Raw genomic sequence first — 16,750 nt, 5'->3', positions numbered from 1 at the left:
TTTATGTATAGATGTCGCGCCTTCTCTTACGTTGACGACATATAATGATCTAGGCGACGAAGGTTATTATGAGATCGCTGTCCGTGTACGGGGCTGCTCAAAGCCAGATGTGGAAAACCGTGTGTATGAATTGAGTGTCGAAGACATCCAAGGAACCCGGTTCCAAGTCATCATCTGGAGCAGCTCGGAAGAGGGCAAAAACTGTGATTGGAAAGAAGGACACTGGTATCGGCTCAGTGGAGTCACTGCAAATGAGTGGCCATCTGGGACAGTACCCCACGGAACCTCTTCCCTCGGTGTTGACCACCTTGGACAAAAATGGAATAGAGAAACCGTAGAACTGCTCTACTTAACAGATAGTCATCTCGGAAAGACCACCCACAGCTACGGTGGATCCTCTTGGTCTGTATCACCTGCTACAGGTTTTTCTGAAGCAATCAAACAGGCGATTAGACTGGACGTTGATGCGGTTGTTCACGGAGGAGACCTTTTCCACAATCCTGGGGGTGGCATTGATTCAGAGGATGTCTCCACTTGTCGGGAGAAATTGACTGCTTTAGCAGAAGCCGGAATACCCTTCTACTTCATTTATGGCAATCATGAACGACAAGCGGGGCGACAAATTATGGAGCGATTCGCTGACAACAGTTTAGCCGTCCACCTTGGTCCGCGGTACGAGATGATTGGAGATATGCTCGCTGTGTACGGGATCGACCATCAATCAGACTGGACTGATTTTGTCCCTGATGTTGAACAGGCACCAGATGATGTGCCGTCGATGCTTTGTGTGCATCAATCGCTAGACCCGTTCACAGAAAGCGTCAATCCGGATTGCTCAGTTCAAGATCTCAAAGAAGACGTCGACACCCCGATAGACCTCCTTGTCACTGGACATGTTCATACTCGGTCCAAATGTCGCATCGATAAGCTTCAGGCCTTTGCTGGAGGTTCCACTGCACGCCTCGGTGAATCTCGTGATAGTCTTAGCCCGAGTGTTGAGCTTATTTCTGTAACCGACCGGAGTCTGAATGTGAAGCGAAAGCCCCTCTAACAGCGGATATAGTACTCCCTCGACCGTTAATTATGCGAGAGCCGGTGTGTTAAATCTCTCCGTACAGGCGTGTGCGAGACAAAGAAGGTCAGTGCCAGTAGGCCTCCAGCATTCGTCTAGATGCATTGGTAATGTCTGAAGGGACCCTATTTGCGAAGATGAAGTTACTTATAATCGACTGGGCATACTTTGCCCATAATGGAAGAGCAAATCTGTGATGCCATTAAGGATGATGAATTTCTCAAATTCGAGTACGGTGGACACCAACGAGAAATAAAACCGTTTATTGTACTCAGATCACAGGAAGGGAAGATCTCGGTAGGAGGAGTTCAAGTAGGAGGAACCAGCGAGTCGGGAAGTATGCCGTTCTGGCGGACCTTCAATCTGGAGGCGATAAACTCGGTAGAGGTAACTGAGGGACCTAACTCAGTACACGGTTCAGATAAGATCATGCCAGACACGGAAGATATGTATAATCCGACTGATGACCGGTACGAGGAAGTGATCTGTGCGAAGGATGGGTTCGAGTTATGAGTAGGCCCTCTGCACGCAGTGTTTTCTTGTCCTCCACATTCACCCACGCTTGCGACCGATTCGCGCTGCGACAGCTGTTGTAACTACTCATCGAAAGAGTCTGAACAAGCCAGAGATCTCCGCTAGACCATCTTGAAGAGCGGTTCGATGTCGGCTACTGTATAATGTCGGAGGAGTTCGTGGAGAGCGCGGTATTCACGTGACCGATTAGTTTCATCAGATAATTCGAGGTACCGCTCTCCGAAGTATGGTATGTCTTTGTTCGTGACTGCTGGGTCATCCACATCACCACGGTATCTGGGATGGCCTTCTCTCCACTGTGAGGGGTTCAGAGAGTGCTTGTATATGTCCCAGTACGTTTCTCCGACCTCCGCATTGTCCTCCAGACTCCCTGGCGGATCGAGGTTTATTATCCTATGCTGATCAAACAAATCACTGACGCGGTCACTAATCCCAGATCCTGAATCAACCCGTTCTGCACGCCCACGGAGGTGCTGGATATCGAAGTCACCTTTGAAGAGAAGAAGTTGCTCTGGACTGTAGTTTTCCACATAGTCACAGAATCGTTGGAGTAAGTCCACTTCATCGGCAATCTCAGATCCTTGTCTGAACAGGACACTGGAGCTACCGGGCGCGCCAACCTCTGGTGCGAAACCAACCCCAATACATAATAACTCCACATGGTCGGAGTTATTCAGATCAATCTCCTGTTCAGACACCGTAGAAATTGTTTCAATATCCAGCGCGAGAATCCCTCCTTCTACTAACTCGCCAAATTCCTCCTCCACCTGAACATCTACGAATTCAGGAGCTTCATCAAGAGCAACTACCTCCATCTTCCCTCGATTCGAACCAAGATTCCGCTCCCCTTGGAAGACGTCGCCCTCGGCGTCATTTATCATATACCACGTCTCCGTCTCGATGTCATATTTGTCGGTTTCACCGGACCAGATCTTTAACGTAAGCTCGTTTCCGTTGGCATCCTGCAGGTGGTATAGCTCATTTCCATCGTCAAAGGCTTGTGAATGAACGACCTTGCTGATGATACTGATTAACTCACCATCCTCAATGTCGTCCTTCGTTGTTCTAGGATACTCCATATGCGAGTTTCACTTTAGGTATTCCTGTGTACGGGATAAATCCCGTCTATCTACGTGACTTGCTGGCTGACAACACCCGTGTACGAGTGAGGGCCTGATCAAAAATACAGACGTTCAAGTTATTTCGAGGGGCTATTTAACCTGAGATGGACGCTGACGTACAGTATGCCCGTCGCGTCACCCGTCGGGCATTGGATAAGTCCCGGAATCCCAACGATGAGAGCGGAAAGATACTCAACCGGATCGCCCGAAGCTACGGGGAGGATCCCATTCGAGAATTCATCCGGATGACGGTGCAAAAAGATAAACCGACCCCTAAGGCCGCAACGTATGTTTTTGGAGATGGGTCCGTCGGCCAACAGTTATCAATTGCTGTCCGGCAGATTGAAAACGAAATAGGATAACGGATCGTAAATCGCTCATCGGGTACCAGCCTCTGGAGGCATCTGGTAGAATAAGAATCTTACTACAGTGGTTCATAGCCAACCGCTCTTGGGTTATAGCGAGGGTCCAAACAATAGTTTTCGCGCTCCGGCATTTCCAGTTGAGTTCCCAGCTCAGTCAGTCGAGCAGAATTCCGGTGCAGTGGGTGTCCGAGAATCCCCTATTCTCGCCCATGATCGAGGGTGAACCGGGTCGTATTGCAAGCGTTTACCCCCTATCATTCACGAACTGTTGTCTGTAGAGTAGACTTTAGCGACACCCGCCCAAGGGTCGTTAACCCGGCGGATAGTCACCAATCAATTGTAGCGAACAATGCGACTCCAACCATTCAACGAAACAGACGGGTATCGAGTATGGCTCAGTGACGACGAGTTACAGTCACTCATCGATGAAGTTGAAGGCCCAGGTCAGCGCGTCGGAACGAAACTCGGCGCACGCGCAGGACTTCGCCGTGAGGAAGCCAGTCTATCCCGACCAGTAGACACCGTACAAGGCCCCGGCGGACACTGGCTTCGAGTCTGGGAAAACCAGTCCAAACGCGACGTGTATCGAGAGACACCGATCCCGCAACGGCTAGCCATCGAGATCGAAACACTCGCCGATCTCAACGACATCGATCCCGACGAGACCGTGGTCAATGTCACACCGAAAACGCTGAATCGGTGGGTTCAGAGAGCGGCTGAGCGGCGTCACGGGGCGACAGGAGACGACGGTTGGCTGGAAGTGTCCTACCACGACTTGCGGCGAACATGGGGCACACGCCTGTTAGAGCAGGGTGTGCTCCCGACTGTAGTGATGAGCTGGGGTGGTTGGAAAGACTGGGAGACCTTCAGAAAGCACTACCTGGGAGAGTTCTCCCCGGAGGCGATGAAACGCGAACGTGGGAAGGTCGAGTTCCTGGGTGGTGAGTCGGTTGACACTGGAGACTCGCAGAACCACCTCATCCCTGTCGGCCGAACACTACGGCAGCAATCCTAATCCCGAAAATCTCGTAGTTATAGTTGAAAACCGGACATTAGAACGCTTGAAACGCCTTTGGGTTGCTTTTCCAGGCTGTGGTCAACGACCTCATTCCACGGTAACAGTGGTATTATGTAAGTAAAGAGGAGCAATCAGACTCAAACCGTATTAAACTACGTATATCAACTCTACATCAGACAAGCATGTAGATGGAAACCCCTGAATTTCACGAACGGTTCTTTAACCCAGATGCGGAACTCCCGTACGGAGTCACCCCAGACGAAGTACGAGACGCTATCAAAGGCTTCTACGACTTCTACGACGACCTCAACAGGTTCCTGATGCGAGAGGACCACGGTCGGATTGAAACCGTTCTTCGCGCTAACAACGCGCTCAGCGACTTCATCGGCAACGCCGCGACGGAGGAGCTGGCGAATTGTACGGACGCGCTCATTGTCAACCAAAAACCCGACGGGTTCCCCGACTTACTCCCTACGAATCACGACGCGTATGCCGAACAGGACTTCGAGGTGCATCACGGCGAGCACGGCATCGAGACGAAGTGCTCGAAGTCGAACGGCGGCTGGCAGGCGCACAACAACGAGGAAGCCTGGTTCATCGTCTTCCGCTACGAACGCGGCGATCCCGAGGCGGACATCGAAGATATGGCCCCAATCAGATTCGTCCAGATCCTCGCAGCGAACCTCAACGAGGATGACTGGAGTCACTCTGGTCGGAGCGGCGACTCCCGCCGGACAATCACTTCGTCGATCATCAAATCCGGCATGGACAAACTCCGGTCGAACCCGATCTACGAGGACCCGGAGTATATCACCGGTCGCGCCAAGCCGCGTGAGCGGTACCGGCGGAATCACGCCGAGTTCAACCCGGTCTTCGCCGAGCAGAACCCTGAATACGTGACCGAACAGACTGAGCTCGGAGACGACTGATGAACCGACCCCGAGTTGACTCGCGGTTCATCAACGCGGACAAAGCCACGCTCCCGTACTCACTAACGGCCAGGGAAGTCGCGGACGCAATCCAGTCCGTGTACGACTACTGGTACAAAGTCAACGAGTGGCATATCGACGAAGGGTACGGACGGTTCCACGAACAGTTCAGAGCGAACAACGCTATCGGCGGATTCGTCAGCGACCGGATCACGCGCGCCTTGGTGGACCCGAACGACGGTCTCGAACTCAACCCGTCCGACGACGGGTACCCGGACATTCACTACACGAGGGGAAGCCGGACGTGGCCCGACGACTTCCCCGACAAGGCGAAAGATGAAGCTGTACCTGGAGTCGAAGTGAAGGCGTCCCGCGACGGCACGATCACTGCTCACCACAACGTCGAAGGCTGGGTGATGGGGATTCACTACAACATCAACGCCCGCGGTCGAACTCCGGACGACGTTCCCCCGATATCGATTCTCAGCGTGCGTATCGCCTCGATGAACGAAGACGACTGGGAGGAGCAACCGAGTGGTGAAGATTCGAACCGGACGAACACGACGACACTCCCGACTGAAGCCCTGCACGAGCTTCGGAAGAACCCGGTGTATCAGACACGGGACGGTATCCCGCAATCACGAGACGGTGACTGGAATACGCTGTACAAACGCATTCACGCACTCTTCGACGACGAGTTCCGCAACGACAACCCCGATCTGTTCCCGGCCGCGGACGGGTCAAACCTCTGTAGCGACTGTGGACGTTTCTTCAAGAACGACCGCGGGGTGTCGTCGCACCAAAGCCGCGGTGAGTGCGGGGAGAGTTAGCTGAAGTCCGCCAGCGACGCTGAATCCTTGTCGATGTGGTCGAAGTCCGGACGATCTTCGACAGGCGTGTCGACGTCCGCGAGCTGGGGGATCGCGTTTTCTGCCATCTGATAGAAGGTGCCATCGAGTTCGATCCCGACCGCGTCGTACCCGAGGGCGTGCGCGGCCGCAATAGTCGCACCGCTCCCCATAAACGGGTCGAGTATTGTCCCTTCCTGCAACGGGAGCGCGGCGTGGCAAAGTTCCCGCATCAGGTACTGTGGTTTCAGGTTTGGATGCGCTTCTTTCTCGTCTTCATCGCCCGGGTGCGAGTTCCGAACGATCTCTGTCTCTGCCTTCGGTGTCTTCCCGTCTTCGAGCAGGTCGGTGAATGGTCGGTCATCAGACTCTCGCCGGAGACCGCCGGTTTGCCATTCTTCTAGGTTCTCGGTGAGTTTCCCGTCGAACGGTTTCCGGTACAGTAGCCACGGTTCCCAGTACACGCGCGGCATCGAGGACACATCTTTGAATTCCGGGTGGTCATGCGCCCCCTTCGGCCGGTCTCCACCGCGGAGTGTCTTCGTCTCCCGGACCAGTACGTCACGGCGTTCGAGACCGGCGTCGTCGAACCCGTTGCTCACGTAGTGCATCAGCAGCTGGGTAGAAGCGATGAACACGTGCCCGCCCGGCCGGAGTTTTGATTCGAGGACGTTACCGAGTTTGTGGAAGAACTCTTGCAGCATCTCCTTGTCTGACTCATCGAGTACGGTGAATCGAGGCAGGGGTTTGCGTTCGTTCCCGTCGAGTTCTGGAGGGATGCGCCAGACACCGCCGACGCCGTCGCGCATCTTCTCGACGTTTTGCTCGGTGAATTCGATCACCCCGTACGGTGGGTCGGTGACGACAGCGTGAAAATGATTATCGGGGAACTCCTCTTCAAGGACCTCGAAGGAATTCCCGTTAATCAGATCGTAGCTCATTGGTCGTATCTTCCCTTGCGCCATCTTAGTACCTATGCTATTCCACGGGTGTGTAAGTATACCGAATCTCATCGAGTTATCCTGTAGTCAGTAATAAGCCACGACGGGGTAAATTGACGTAACATCGATGGGCGGGACAGCCGCAGCAGACGCCGGGTACGTGAAAGGGTCGAAGCACCGCGTAGCCGTAATGCGGCGACTCGCCCAGTCACCCGCGATCCCCAAAGAGCTGAAGAACGACACTGACCGTCCGTACTCCCGAGTGAGCGACGCTGTCGATGACCTGCGGGACCAAGGCCTGGTCGAGTTGCTTGTCCCAGAAAAGCAGACGAAAGGCCGATTGTACGCTCTCACTGACCGCGGCGAAGAGTGTTGGGAGTTCATGATTGAGAGCAGTATGGTCGAACCGGACCCGTGATTTGTAGTCGCTGAATGGGTGCCCAATGTGTCCCCAGAATACGGATGATGCGGGAGATGTTCGGCGGCGGCGACTGACCTCGCGCCGAACACTCGGTGGGCCGGCCACCGCTCGCATCGCTGACGACCACGTTTTCTTCGCGCGCTCAACTGACCAGCGGTAGCGACGAGCGGAGAAAGGCCTGCGTGTCAGTAGACGAGTTCGGGGTCGCTCTCGACGGCGTACAGCGTGCGCGCAGCGACGTTGACCGCGTGGTCGCCGACGCGCTCGACGTCCCGAATCGTCAGCAAAAGCCGGGAGACGTCGTCCATCAGCGCTTCGGTCTGCCAGGGGTCGTCGCCGGCTTCGCGCTCGATGAGGTCGCGGACGACGCGCTCGCTTGCGGCCTGACAGAGCGCGTCGATCTCGTCGTCGCGTTCGGCGACCTCGTAGCAGGCGTCGACGTCTTCGGCGGCGTACGCGGCGAGGGCGTCCGCGACGAGCGCGCGGGCGTCCCGGCCGACGTCGACGACGTCCACGTCCACGCGGCGGGCGTCGTCGGTGGCGAGCGCGTACCGCCCGAAGTTCGTCGCGAGGTCGCCGACGCGTTCGAGGTCGGTGAGAATCTTGAACGACGCGGCGACGAAGCGGAGGTCGCCGGCGACGGGCTGCTGGAGCGCGAACAGGTCGATGCACTCGCCCTCCAGCTGGAGGTAGCGGTCGTTGACGTCGTCGTCGCCGTCGATGACCGCTCGCGCGAGGTCGTCGTCGCCGCGTTCGAGCGCGTCGAGGCCGTCGTCGAGGCGACCGAGAACGAGGTCGCCCATCTTGGTGACGCCGGCGCGGAGGTCGTCGAGGGACTGCTGGAACTCCTCTCGTGGCACGCCAGTCACCCGAACTTGCCGGTGATGTAGTCCTCGACGCGCTGACTCTCGGGGTTCTCGAATATCCGGTCGGTGTCGCCGTACTCCACGAGCTCGCCGCCCGTGAGGAACACCGCGGTCTGGTCGCTGATGCGGGCGGCCTGCTGCATGTTGTGCGTGACGACGACGACCGTGTAGTCTTCGGCGAGCTCCTCGATTAAGTCCTCGATTTTCGCGGTGGCGATGGGGTCGAGGGCCGAAGCGGGTTCGTCCATCAGGATGACTTCGGGGTCGACGGCGAGACACCGCGCGATGCAGAGGCGCTGCTGTTGGCCGCCGGAGAGCCCGAGCGCGTTGTCGTCGAGGCGGTCTTTCACCTCGTCCCACAGCGCCGCGCGCCTGAGCGCGCGCTCGACGAGTTCGTCCTCGTCCTCGCGGTCGTCGCGGCCGAGCAGGCGCGCGAGCAGGCCGGTGTCGAGGTCGCCGTGCTTGCGGGGACCGTAGGAGATGTTGTCCCGGATGGACTTCGGGAACGGGTTGGGCTCCTGGAACACCATGCCGATGCGCTTGCGGAGTTCCACGAGGTTGACGCCGTCCGTGTAGATTTCCTCGCCGTCGAGGCGCACGGAGCCGTCGATGCGCGCGCTCTTCACGCGGTCGTTCATGCGGTTCAGGCACCGCAGGAACGTCGACTTCCCGCAGCCCGACGGCCCGATGAGCGCGGTGACGCTCTCCTCGGGGACGTCGAGTGAGACGCTCTGGAGCGCCTGTTCGTCGCCGTAGTGGACGTCGAGGTCCTCGACGGCGAGCTTGGCGTCGCCGTTGAAGTCGTACTCGGTCCACTCCTCGCGGACGCGCTCGTCGCTCTCGCCGCTGGTGGTCAGTTGCTGTGCGGGCTCGCTGGGTTCGTGGACTGCTTCGGTTTCACTCATGGTGTAGCTTCCTCCGGAAGTAGAGCCGGCTGCCGACGCCGACGGCGTAGAGGGCGAGGACGACGCCCAGTAGGACGAGCGCGGTCCCCCAGCCGAACTCGGTGTCGGTGAAAATCTCCTTGGGGAACTGGCCGGCGGTAATCGTCGAGTAGAGCTGGTAGGGGAGCGCGCTCGCCGGCGACAGCAGCGCGTCGTTGGTGACGAACGGCGGCTGGGCGCTGAACGCGAAGCTCCCGAGGACGTTCGGGTAGGTGGAGGGGTACGGCGACCCGCCGAACACCAGAAGCAGCGGCGCGGTCTCGCCGGCGATGCGGCCGACGCCGAGGATGACGCCGGTGATGGTGCCGGGCATCGCCGCGGGGAGGACGACGCTGCGGATTGTCTCCCACTTGGTGACGCCGAGCGCGGCGCTGGCGTCGCGGTGCGCGTCGGGAACAGCGAGGATGGCCTCGCGGCTCGTGATGAGCACGAGCGGCAACAGCATGAACCCGAGCACGAGCTGCCCGACGAAGATGGAGTTCCCGCCGCTGATGCGCGGCACGAGGAACGCCAGCCCGAACAGCCCGAAGACGATGCTCGGGGTGCTCCAGAGGCCGTTGGTCGCGACCTCGACGACCTGCGTGAACCGGCCGCGCTCGGCGTACTCGGTGAGGAAGACGGCGGCGCCGATGCCCAGCGGGACGGCGAACAGGACCGCGCCGAACACGAGCCACAGCGTCCCCATCACGGCGGGGAGGACGCCGGGAATCTCGACGTAGAGGCCGCCGGTCTGGTTCATCAGGAACGGGAACTCCGCCCACGGCACGGCGACTCCGACGAACGGGAGCGTGAGGTGACCGCCCGTCAGGCTCGTGCCCGTGAGCATCGTTTCGAGGCCGTTCTTCACGATGAACGCGACCAGAAGCGCGAGCACGCCGAGCATCGCGAACACGACCGAGCCGACGAGGTAGTACGCACCGGCCTGCCGGCCTTCCGCGCCGAAGCCCTCGCGGGCTTTCGCGGCGCTCCACGCGCTCAACAGGGAGCCGAAGACGACGAGCAGCGGGACGAGTTCGCTCCCGGGGAACACGGCCGACGACCACGACGGCTCCCACGTCCAGCCGGCGTCGATGCCGCCGACGGCGACGTAGCCGCCGAGCAACGCGAGAATCGCGGCGACGGGGAGCGTCGAGCCGACGTCCTCGCGCGGGAGCACCGACGCGAGCAGGCCGGCGACGCCGAACGCGGCGGCGACGGGGAGCCACACCACCAGCCCGTTCCCGAGCAGTCGCGTGGCGAGGAGGCCGCCGAGAACCGCCCACAGCAGCCCGAAGACGACGCCGACCGGGAGGCCGGCGCTCGCGGACGGCGTGCTCTGGAAGTATTCGAGCCGGGAGCCGACGCCGACGACCGCGAGGCCGCCGCCGGCGGCCGCGAGGGCGACGCCCAGCAGCTTCAGCACGGAGACGCCAGCGACGGGCGTGGTTTCGCCGACCCACTGGAGGAGGACCAGCCACGACGCGAGAAACGCCAGCGCGGAGACGGCGAGCACGCCCCGGGCGACGAGCGCGCTCGTCCGCGAGTCGCCGGCGACGAGGCGGTTGCGCCGGACGTTGCTCATCAGCGCTCACCCCCGAGCTTCTGGTGCATCCGCCACTCGACGTACTGGGAGCCGACGCTGAGCAACATCACCATCCCGAACAGCACGACGCCGCCCGCGAACAGCGCGCTCATGTGGAGGCCGCTGGCGTTCCCGCCCTCGAAGGCGATGACGGTCGTGAGCGTCTCGCCGTAGCTGGAGAACACGTCGAACATCGGCGACGGGAACCCCTTCGTGTGCGTGAGCATCACGGTCGCGGCCATCGTCTCGCCCATCGCGCGGCCGACGCCGAGCAGGACGCCCGCGGAGACGCCCGAGAGGCCCGCGGGGATGGTGACGCTCTTGGTGGTCTGCCACGGCGTCGAGCCCATCGCGAGCGCGCCGCTCTTGATGGACTCGGGGACGGCGTTGAGCGCGTCCTCGGCGACGGTGACGACTGTCGGCAGCGCCATCACGCCGATCATCAGGCCGGCCGCGAAGTACGTCCCGATGGTCGGCGTCCGGAACTCCGCGTAGAAGTACTGGTTGAGGATGGTGAGCCCGATGAACCCGTACGTGATAGAGGGGATGCCGGCCATCAGCTCGATGCCGGGCTTGACCACTTCGCGGACGCGCCGGGGCGCGATTTCGCTGACGAACACCGCGCCCGCGATGCCGACCGGCGCGGCGACGAGCGTCGCGATGACCGTCGTCACGGCGGTCCCGACCATCATCGGCGTCAGCGAGTAGACGCCGCCCTGGCTGGACGTCCACAGCGGCTGTTCGATGCGCGTGAGCACGTCCAGTCCCATGTGCGCGACGATGGGTTCGGACCGAATCAGGAGGAACGCGATGATGAGCGAGAGTATCGACACCGTCGCGACGGTCGTCAGGAACGTCAGCGCCTTCGCGGCCTCGGCCTGATAGCGGGACCAGCCGACGCCCATCGCGGCGAGGAACGCGAGGACGGGGAGGACGGTCCACGCCGAGCCGGCGAGGAACAGCAGGAACGTCGCGAGCACGGACGCGAACACGAGCGCGTGCATCGCGATGGCGCCGTCCCGCGTCCGGGACCGGTAGTTGTGCGCCCACTGTCTCGTGGCTTCGACGCGCCGCGTGACGGACGCGCGGAGCCGCGTCGGCAACTCTCGCGTTCGTCCGAGTAACTGAGTCATGTGTATAAAGCGTGTGTCGAGACGGCCGCGGGCGACCGCGGCAGCCGGGGTTTACTCGTAGTTCGACGGCGCGACCTTCTCGCGCTGGGTCTGGAGCCGGTCGTCGGGCAGCGCGAAGTAGTCGTTGCCCTGCACGAAGATTTCCTGGCCGAAGTCGCTCAGGACGAAGTTGATGAACGCGGCTTCCTTCCGGGAGGTGTCCTGCCAGGTGTAGGCGTGCAGGTCGCGGGAGAGCGGGTACTCCGCCGCGCCGAGGTTGTCGCCGTAGGAGTACGTGGTGCCGTCGATGACGAGGTCCAGCGGCGGGACGTCGCCGTCCGGCTGCACGAACGCCAGCGCGATGTACGCGATGGCGTTGTCGGCCTGCGAAATCGCCTGCTGGAGCTGCTGGTTCTGACCGAAGCGCTGGTCGGGGCTGATGGGGGCTTCGGGGTCGCCGTAGACGTTCGCGCGGAACGAGGTGTCCGTCCCGGAGCCCTCGGCCCGGCCGAGCGCGAGAATCTCGCGGTCCGGGCCGCCGAGCTCCGACCAGTTCGTAATCTCCTGGCGGTAGATCTGTCGGAGCTCCTCGATGGTGATGCTCTCGACGCCGGCGTCTCTGATTTCGCGGCTGACGACGATGGGCTGGCCGTCGACGCCGACGACGTGGTCGACGAAGTCGTCGAGCGTGCTGTCGTCGGCGTCGGGGAGCTCGTCGGCGGCGGACGCGCTGGCGTCCCCGATGTCGACGCGACCCTCCATGACGCCCTCGATGCCCGTGCCGGAGTGGCTGAGGGCGATGCTCACGCGGAACGGCGGGTTCGAGCGCTCGCCCGTGGCTTCGTAGCCGTACTGGCTGGCGAAGTAGTCCGCGAGGCGCATGTCGGTGCCGTACTCGTCGGCCCACTCGGTCGGCCAGTAGTCGCCGTCGCCGGCCTCGGGGTTGGAGTTCCAGTAGCTCGCGCCGGTGTTCGTGATGGGGAACACCGTCGAGGAGCCGTCGCCGGTCAGGACGCTGGTGTCCATCTCGCTGGACTGCTCGCCGGCGGTCGTCTCTTGGCCGCTGCCGGTGTCCGCGGTGGTCGGCTCGCTGGTGTCGCCCCCGTTGTCGCCGTCGCCCCCGCTCGAACAGCCCGCGACCGTCGCGACGCCTGCGGCGCCGGCAGTCGCGATGAATTTCCGCCGCGATACGAGGTCGGACAGACGCGTCGAATCCTGCGCCATCACGTGGACGGAAGACATTCCACTATATGAACTATAATATGAGTGATATATACTGCTGTGACGGGAGCGTAGCCGACGGTTTGTGAGCATCTCTCACAGATTGCTATATAGTTCGGCGGGCGCCGCCGGGAGAAATCCCAACCCCTATATTCGTTTAGGGAAGCCTAAAATCTATGGGAGAGCAACGACGGCCGTTCACGCGACGACAGTACCTCAAGGGGGCGGGCGCGGCGACCGCCGCCGGCCTGCTCGCCGGCTGCACCGGCTCCGGCGACGATGACAGTGACGCGACGACCACGAACGCGGGCACGACCAGCGGGACGACCGCCGACAGTTCGCTGACGGCGTCCATGGCGCCGGTCGGCGAAATCACCCTCGACGAACCGCCCGAGGACGTCTTCGTGGTGTTCCCGCAGTACGCCGACATGGCTGTCGCGCTCGGCCACGGCGACGCCGTCAACTCCATCTACGTCCCGGAGATGTCCGGGACGACGATGAACCACTACTACGAGCGCCTCGACGGCGTCTCCTTCGACTGGGAGGACCTCCCGGACCCCTACGGCGACGGCATCAGCGAGGAGCAGCTGTACAGCCTCGACAGCGACGTCCACTTCCTCGACCCCGCGTACCTCGTCACGCAGGACAACTGGTCGGTCGGGGACGCCGACGACATCGCCGCCAACGTCGGCCCGTGGTTCGGGAACTTCTACAGCGGCACCCGCGACCAGCCCCCCGAGCAGTACCGCGACGCCTACGAGTACTACACGCTCTGGGAGGTGTTCGGCCGCGTCGCCGACGTCTTCGGCGAGCGCGAGCGCGCCGAAGCGCTCCGCGGGGTCTACGACGACCTCCTCGCGACCATCGAAGCCGACCTCCCGCCGAAAGACGAGCGCCCGACGGTCGCCCGCGCGACCTACTCGCAGGGCACCTTCTACACGTACCACCTCAACAAGCCCGGCTACTGGTACGCCGACACCCGGCCGCTGGGCGCCAACGACGTCTTCGCCGACCGGGAGTGGTCGAACTTCTGGGGGTCGGTCGGCTACGAGGCGATGCTCGAAGCCGACCCCGACGTCATCCTCAACCTCTGGGGAGCGACCCCCCGCTACGACATGGCCTCGGTGCGGGAGAGCCTCCGGAACAGCGAGGCCGGCGGGACGCTGTCGGCCGTCGAGAACGACCGCGTCTACGCGTCCGGGATGCGCTACCAGGGCCCGCTGATGAACCTCTTCCAGATAGAGATGACCGCCAAGCAGCTCTACCCCGACGTCTTCGGCGAGTGGCCCGACTACGAGGACGGCGACCACTACCCCGAGATTCCCGAAGACGAGCGGCTGTTCGACCGCGAGCGCGTCGCCAGCATCGTCACCGACGGCGCCTGATCTCCTCCTTCTCGGCCCGCTGGCGGAGCCGCTCGATGCGGTTGTCCATCGCGGGGTGCGTGGAGAACCACCGCTGGCTGTCCGGCTCCTCTCGACGCCCGGACAGCGGCGCCAGTAGCCCCCGTGGCTCGCGGGCGCGCTGTAGCTTCCGGAGTGCGCGCGCCAGCACGAGCGGGTCCCCGGTGACCTCGACCGCGCGGTCGTCGGCCGCGAACTCCCGTTTCCGCGAGCGCGCGCGAACGACCAGCGTGAGCGCGACGAACGCGACCAGCACCAGCCGCCCGATGCGCTCGTGCAGCGCCGCCTCCGAGGCGGCGTCCGGGCGGCCCCGCGCCCACGCGAACAGGCGGTTCCAGCCGCGCGCCAAAAGCGCCGCCGGCAACACGAGCACCGCGAGGAACCCGACGAGCGTGCGCCCGACCGCGAACGACAGCGACTGCACGAGGCTGTCCCGATTCTCGATGTGCGCGAGCTCGTGGGCGAGCACGGCCTCGAACTCCGCGGCGCTGAGGATGCGGAACAGCGACTCGTCGAAGACGACCGCGCCGCCGGGGCCGCCGAGGCTGACCGCGTTCGGGACGGGCATCCGGGCGACGTACAGCGTCGGCGGCTCGACGCCCATGCGGTCCGCGAGCGTTTCGAGCACGCGGTACGCCCGGGGCGCACTCCGCGGCTCCAGCGGGACGGCGTGCAGTTGCGCGAGCACGCGCGCGGTGCCGACGCGGTAGTTCAGGTAGCCCAGCACGACGGTGACGGCGGCCACGACGCCGAGCGCGGTCGTCGGCGGGACGTCCGCGGAGAAGACGACGACGAGCGCCCACAGCACGACCGCCGCGGCGACGGCGTGCCAGACGAGGGCGGCGACGCCGACGAGCACCATCAGGAGGCGACGGCCGACGCTCATGTCCGAAGATAGCTCCGGTGGCCACAAACGGCTGTCGGCAGCTCCACCACTCCGCTTCGACCGGCGTTCGCGTCGCCGTAGCGGTGCGCCGCCCTTCCGAAGCGCTATTCACGGAGGCGGCTCACCTACCGGGCATGTACGAAGGGGTGGCGAACTGATGCGCATTCTCGTCGTCGGCGCCGGCGAGGTCGGGTCGAGCATCGCCAGCAGTCTCTCCGACGCCCACGAGGTCGTGGTCGTCGACGTCGACCCGGAGCGCGTCGAGTCGCTGACCTACTCCGAGGACGTGCTCGCGGTCACCGGGGACGGCACCGACCTCGACGTCCTCCGCGAGGCCGAAGTCGAGAAGGCCGACGTCGTCATCGCGAGCACGGACGACGACGAGACGAACCTCGCGACGTGCGCGACCGTGGACACCGTCAGCGAGGCGTTCACCATCGCGCGCGTGGAGGACACGAACTACCTGGACACGTGGCGCGAGCACCACGGCGCGTTCGGCGTGGACTTCATGGTGTGTACGGACCTGCTGGCGGCGGAAGCCATCGTCCGCGTCGTCGGCCTGCCGACCGCCCGCGACGTCGACCCGTTCGCGGGCGGGTCGATTCAGATGGCGGAGTTCGAGGTGCCCGAGGACAGCCCGCTGGCCGGCGAGACGGTCGCGGAAGCCGACCGCTTCGACGAGCTGACGTTCGTCGCCGTCATCCCGGAGGGCGCCGACCACGCCAGCGTGCCGCGCGGGGACACCGTCATCGAGGGGAACGCCCGCGTGGTCGTCGTCGGGCGACCCGTCAGCGTCCGCGAGTTCGCGCGCGCACTCGACCCCGAAAGCGCCGCCAGCGAGGTCGAGGACGTCGTTATCGTCGGCGGCTCGACGACCGGCAAGCTCACCGCCGAGAAGCTCGTCGAGCGCGGCGTCTCGGTCCGCATCGTGGAGTTCGACGAGGCCCGCGCGCGCGAGCTCGCGGAGCTTCTGCCGTCCGTGACCGTCTACTCCCACGACGCGACCGACCCCGAGTTCCTCTCCCGCGAGCACATCAAGGACGCCGACGTCGTCATCGCGACGGTCGGCAGCGACGAGCGCAGCCTGCTGGCGGCGCTGCTGGCGAAGCGCGAGGGCGCCGAGCGAACCATCGCGGTCGTCGAGCAGGCGCGCTACGTCGACCTCTTTGAGACGGTCGGCGTCGACGTCGCGGTCAACCCGCGCCGCGTCACCGCCGAGGAGATTACGCGGTTCACGCGGGAGCGCCGCGCGGAGAACGTCGCCATCATCGAACCCGGCGGCGCCGAGGTCGTCGAGGTGGAGGTCGACGAGGACAGCGTGCTCGCGGGGCGCACCATCCAGGACGTGATGGCCGACCTGCCCGCCGGCGTCGTCGTGGGCGCGATTACGCGCGACGGCCAGTACGTGACGCCGCGGGGGAGCACGGTCGTCGAGGCCGGCGACCACGTCGTCGCGTTCGTGCAGGCAGACGCGCTCGAAGAAGTCACGTCGAAACTATGAGCGCCGG

The 16,750-nt window shown here is 62.7% G+C and carries 17 protein-coding genes; 9 read left to right on the top strand and 8 right to left on the bottom strand.

Annotation, left to right across the window (positions count from 1 at the left end; translation table 11 throughout):
* Positions 1-130: 130 nt before the first annotated feature.
* Together ABSL23_RS01455 and ABSL23_RS01450 are read left to right on the top strand one after the other, a co-directional pair.
* Positions 131-1,051, top strand: coding sequence for a metallophosphoesterase (locus ABSL23_RS01455; protein ID WP_353634487.1), 921 nt, complete (start codon positions 131-133; stop codon positions 1,049-1,051).
* A 198-nt stretch (positions 1,052-1,249) separates the two neighbouring features.
* Positions 1,250-1,585 carry a hypothetical protein gene (locus tag ABSL23_RS01450; RefSeq protein ID WP_353634486.1) on the top strand — a complete coding sequence of 112 codons (336 nt, stop codon included), beginning with the start codon at positions 1,250-1,252 and terminating at the stop codon, positions 1,583-1,585.
* A gap of 122 nt (positions 1,586-1,707) precedes the next feature.
* Here ABSL23_RS01450 and ABSL23_RS01445 read toward each other — a convergent pair whose 3' ends face one another.
* On the bottom strand, positions 1,708-2,685 hold the full coding sequence (locus tag ABSL23_RS01445; protein WP_353634485.1) for a hypothetical protein: 978 nt from the start codon (positions 2,683-2,685) through the stop codon (positions 1,708-1,710).
* 146 nt (positions 2,686-2,831) lie between these two features.
* On the opposite strand from ABSL23_RS01445, the gene ABSL23_RS01440 reads away from it, so the two are divergent.
* The 4 genes from ABSL23_RS01440 to ABSL23_RS01425 all read left to right on the top strand — a co-directional run bounded on the left by ABSL23_RS01440 (position 2,832) and on the right by ABSL23_RS01425 (position 5,869).
* Positions 2,832-3,089, top strand: coding sequence for a hypothetical protein (locus ABSL23_RS01440; protein ID WP_353634484.1), 258 nt, complete (start codon positions 2,832-2,834; stop codon positions 3,087-3,089).
* A 352-nt stretch (positions 3,090-3,441) separates the two neighbouring features.
* Complete coding sequence (locus ABSL23_RS01435; protein ID WP_353634483.1) at positions 3,442-4,107, top strand: site-specific integrase; 666 nt, start codon at positions 3,442-3,444, stop codon at positions 4,105-4,107.
* A gap of 191 nt (positions 4,108-4,298) precedes the next feature.
* Positions 4,299-5,039: a hypothetical protein gene (locus ABSL23_RS01430; protein ID WP_353634482.1), complete on the top strand. Its 741-nt coding sequence runs from the start codon at positions 4,299-4,301 to the stop codon at positions 5,037-5,039.
* On the top strand, positions 5,039-5,869 hold the full coding sequence (locus tag ABSL23_RS01425) for a hypothetical protein (protein WP_353634481.1): 831 nt from the start codon (positions 5,039-5,041) through the stop codon (positions 5,867-5,869). Before ABSL23_RS01430 ends, ABSL23_RS01425 begins: the two co-directional genes overlap by 1 nt.
* Here the strand turns inward: ABSL23_RS01425 and ABSL23_RS01420 are convergent.
* Entirely contained in the window at positions 5,866-6,828 is a 963-nt protein-coding gene (locus ABSL23_RS01420) for a DNA methyltransferase (protein ID WP_353634480.1), read from the bottom strand. The two genes, ABSL23_RS01425 and ABSL23_RS01420, sit on opposite strands and share 4 nt — an antisense overlap.
* Before the next feature lie 127 nt (positions 6,829-6,955).
* On the opposite strand from ABSL23_RS01420, the gene ABSL23_RS01415 reads away from it, so the two are divergent.
* The gene (locus ABSL23_RS01415; protein ID WP_353634479.1) at positions 6,956-7,246 is read left to right on the top strand and encodes a winged helix-turn-helix domain-containing protein; all 291 of its coding nucleotides are present in this window, start codon (positions 6,956-6,958) and stop codon (positions 7,244-7,246) included.
* Positions 7,247-7,434: 188 nt separating this feature from the next.
* Here ABSL23_RS01415 and phoU read toward each other — a convergent pair whose 3' ends face one another.
* Genes phoU through ABSL23_RS01390 form a run of 5 tightly spaced genes read right to left on the bottom strand, consistent with a single transcriptional unit; the run spans position 7,435 to position 12,956 of the window.
* Positions 7,435-8,109, bottom strand: coding sequence for a phosphate signaling complex protein PhoU (phoU, locus tag ABSL23_RS01410; RefSeq protein WP_353634478.1), 675 nt, complete (start codon positions 8,107-8,109; stop codon positions 7,435-7,437).
* Positions 8,110-8,114: 5 nt separating this feature from the next.
* A complete protein-coding gene (gene pstB / locus ABSL23_RS01405) occupies positions 8,115-9,020 on the bottom strand; it encodes a phosphate ABC transporter ATP-binding protein PstB (protein WP_353634477.1) in 906 nt (301 codons plus the stop codon).
* Positions 9,013-10,620: a phosphate ABC transporter permease PstA gene (gene pstA / locus ABSL23_RS01400; protein WP_353634476.1), complete on the bottom strand. Its 1,608-nt coding sequence runs from the start codon at positions 10,618-10,620 to the stop codon at positions 9,013-9,015. Before pstA ends, pstB begins: the two co-directional genes overlap by 8 nt.
* The gene (gene pstC / locus ABSL23_RS01395; RefSeq protein ID WP_353634475.1) at positions 10,620-11,753 is read right to left on the bottom strand and encodes a phosphate ABC transporter permease subunit PstC; all 1,134 of its coding nucleotides are present in this window, start codon (positions 11,751-11,753) and stop codon (positions 10,620-10,622) included. The genes pstA and pstC overlap by 1 nt, the downstream gene beginning before the upstream one ends.
* A gap of 51 nt (positions 11,754-11,804) precedes the next feature.
* Positions 11,805-12,956, bottom strand: coding sequence for a PstS family phosphate ABC transporter substrate-binding protein (locus tag ABSL23_RS01390; protein WP_353635394.1), 1,152 nt, complete (start codon positions 12,954-12,956; stop codon positions 11,805-11,807).
* A gap of 173 nt (positions 12,957-13,129) precedes the next feature.
* Here ABSL23_RS01390 and ABSL23_RS01385 point away from each other — a divergent pair, with 173 nt between their 5' ends.
* The gene (locus tag ABSL23_RS01385; protein ID WP_353634474.1) at positions 13,130-14,338 is read left to right on the top strand and encodes an ABC transporter substrate-binding protein; all 1,209 of its coding nucleotides are present in this window, start codon (positions 13,130-13,132) and stop codon (positions 14,336-14,338) included.
* Here the strand turns inward: ABSL23_RS01385 and ABSL23_RS01380 are convergent.
* Entirely contained in the window at positions 14,322-15,242 is a 921-nt protein-coding gene (locus ABSL23_RS01380) for a M48 family metalloprotease (protein WP_353634473.1), read from the bottom strand. The genes ABSL23_RS01385 and ABSL23_RS01380 overlap by 17 nt on opposite strands.
* A gap of 157 nt (positions 15,243-15,399) precedes the next feature.
* On the opposite strand from ABSL23_RS01380, the gene trkA reads away from it, so the two are divergent.
* The gene (gene trkA, locus ABSL23_RS01375; RefSeq protein WP_353634472.1) at positions 15,400-16,743 is read left to right on the top strand and encodes a Trk system potassium transporter TrkA; all 1,344 of its coding nucleotides are present in this window, start codon (positions 15,400-15,402) and stop codon (positions 16,741-16,743) included.
* The last annotated feature ends 7 nt before the right edge of the window (positions 16,744-16,750 follow it).

The organism is Halobacterium sp. NMX12-1, assembly GCF_040435975.1.
In the GTDB taxonomy this organism is placed as follows: Archaea; Halobacteriota; Halobacteria; order Halobacteriales; family Halobacteriaceae; genus Halobacterium; species Halobacterium hubeiense.
Note: the sequence above shows the minus strand (reverse complement) of the source record. Positions and strands in the feature narration are given on the sequence as shown.

Excerpts from the sequence above, each read along its gene's own strand:
- ABSL23_RS01450 (WP_353634486.1), top strand. The coding sequence starts at position 1,250 with ATGGAAGAGCAAATCTGTGATGCCATTAAGGATGATGAATTTCTCAAA.
- ABSL23_RS01445 (WP_353634485.1), bottom strand. The coding sequence starts at position 2,685 with ATGGAGTATCCTAGAACAACGAAGGACGACATTGAGGATGGTGAGTTA.
- ABSL23_RS01440 (WP_353634484.1), top strand. The coding sequence starts at position 2,832 with ATGGACGCTGACGTACAGTATGCCCGTCGCGTCACCCGTCGGGCATTG.
- ABSL23_RS01435 (WP_353634483.1), top strand. The coding sequence starts at position 3,442 with ATGCGACTCCAACCATTCAACGAAACAGACGGGTATCGAGTATGGCTC.
- ABSL23_RS01430 (WP_353634482.1), top strand. The coding sequence starts at position 4,299 with ATGGAAACCCCTGAATTTCACGAACGGTTCTTTAACCCAGATGCGGAA.
- ABSL23_RS01425 (WP_353634481.1), top strand. The coding sequence starts at position 5,039 with ATGAACCGACCCCGAGTTGACTCGCGGTTCATCAACGCGGACAAAGCC.
- ABSL23_RS01420 (WP_353634480.1), bottom strand. The coding sequence starts at position 6,828 with ATGAGCTACGATCTGATTAACGGGAATTCCTTCGAGGTCCTTGAAGAG.
- ABSL23_RS01415 (WP_353634479.1), top strand. The coding sequence starts at position 6,956 with ATGGGCGGGACAGCCGCAGCAGACGCCGGGTACGTGAAAGGGTCGAAG.
- pstB (WP_353634477.1), bottom strand. The coding sequence starts at position 9,020 with ATGAGTGAAACCGAAGCAGTCCACGAACCCAGCGAGCCCGCACAGCAA.
- pstA (WP_353634476.1), bottom strand. The coding sequence starts at position 10,620 with ATGAGCAACGTCCGGCGCAACCGCCTCGTCGCCGGCGACTCGCGGACG.
- pstC (WP_353634475.1), bottom strand. The coding sequence starts at position 11,753 with ATGACTCAGTTACTCGGACGAACGCGAGAGTTGCCGACGCGGCTCCGC.
- ABSL23_RS01390 (WP_353635394.1), bottom strand. The coding sequence starts at position 12,956 with ATGGCGCAGGATTCGACGCGTCTGTCCGACCTCGTATCGCGGCGGAAA.
- ABSL23_RS01385 (WP_353634474.1), top strand. The coding sequence starts at position 13,130 with ATGGGAGAGCAACGACGGCCGTTCACGCGACGACAGTACCTCAAGGGG.
- ABSL23_RS01380 (WP_353634473.1), bottom strand. The coding sequence starts at position 15,242 with ATGAGCGTCGGCCGTCGCCTCCTGATGGTGCTCGTCGGCGTCGCCGCC.
- trkA (WP_353634472.1), top strand. The coding sequence starts at position 15,400 with ATGCGCATTCTCGTCGTCGGCGCCGGCGAGGTCGGGTCGAGCATCGCC.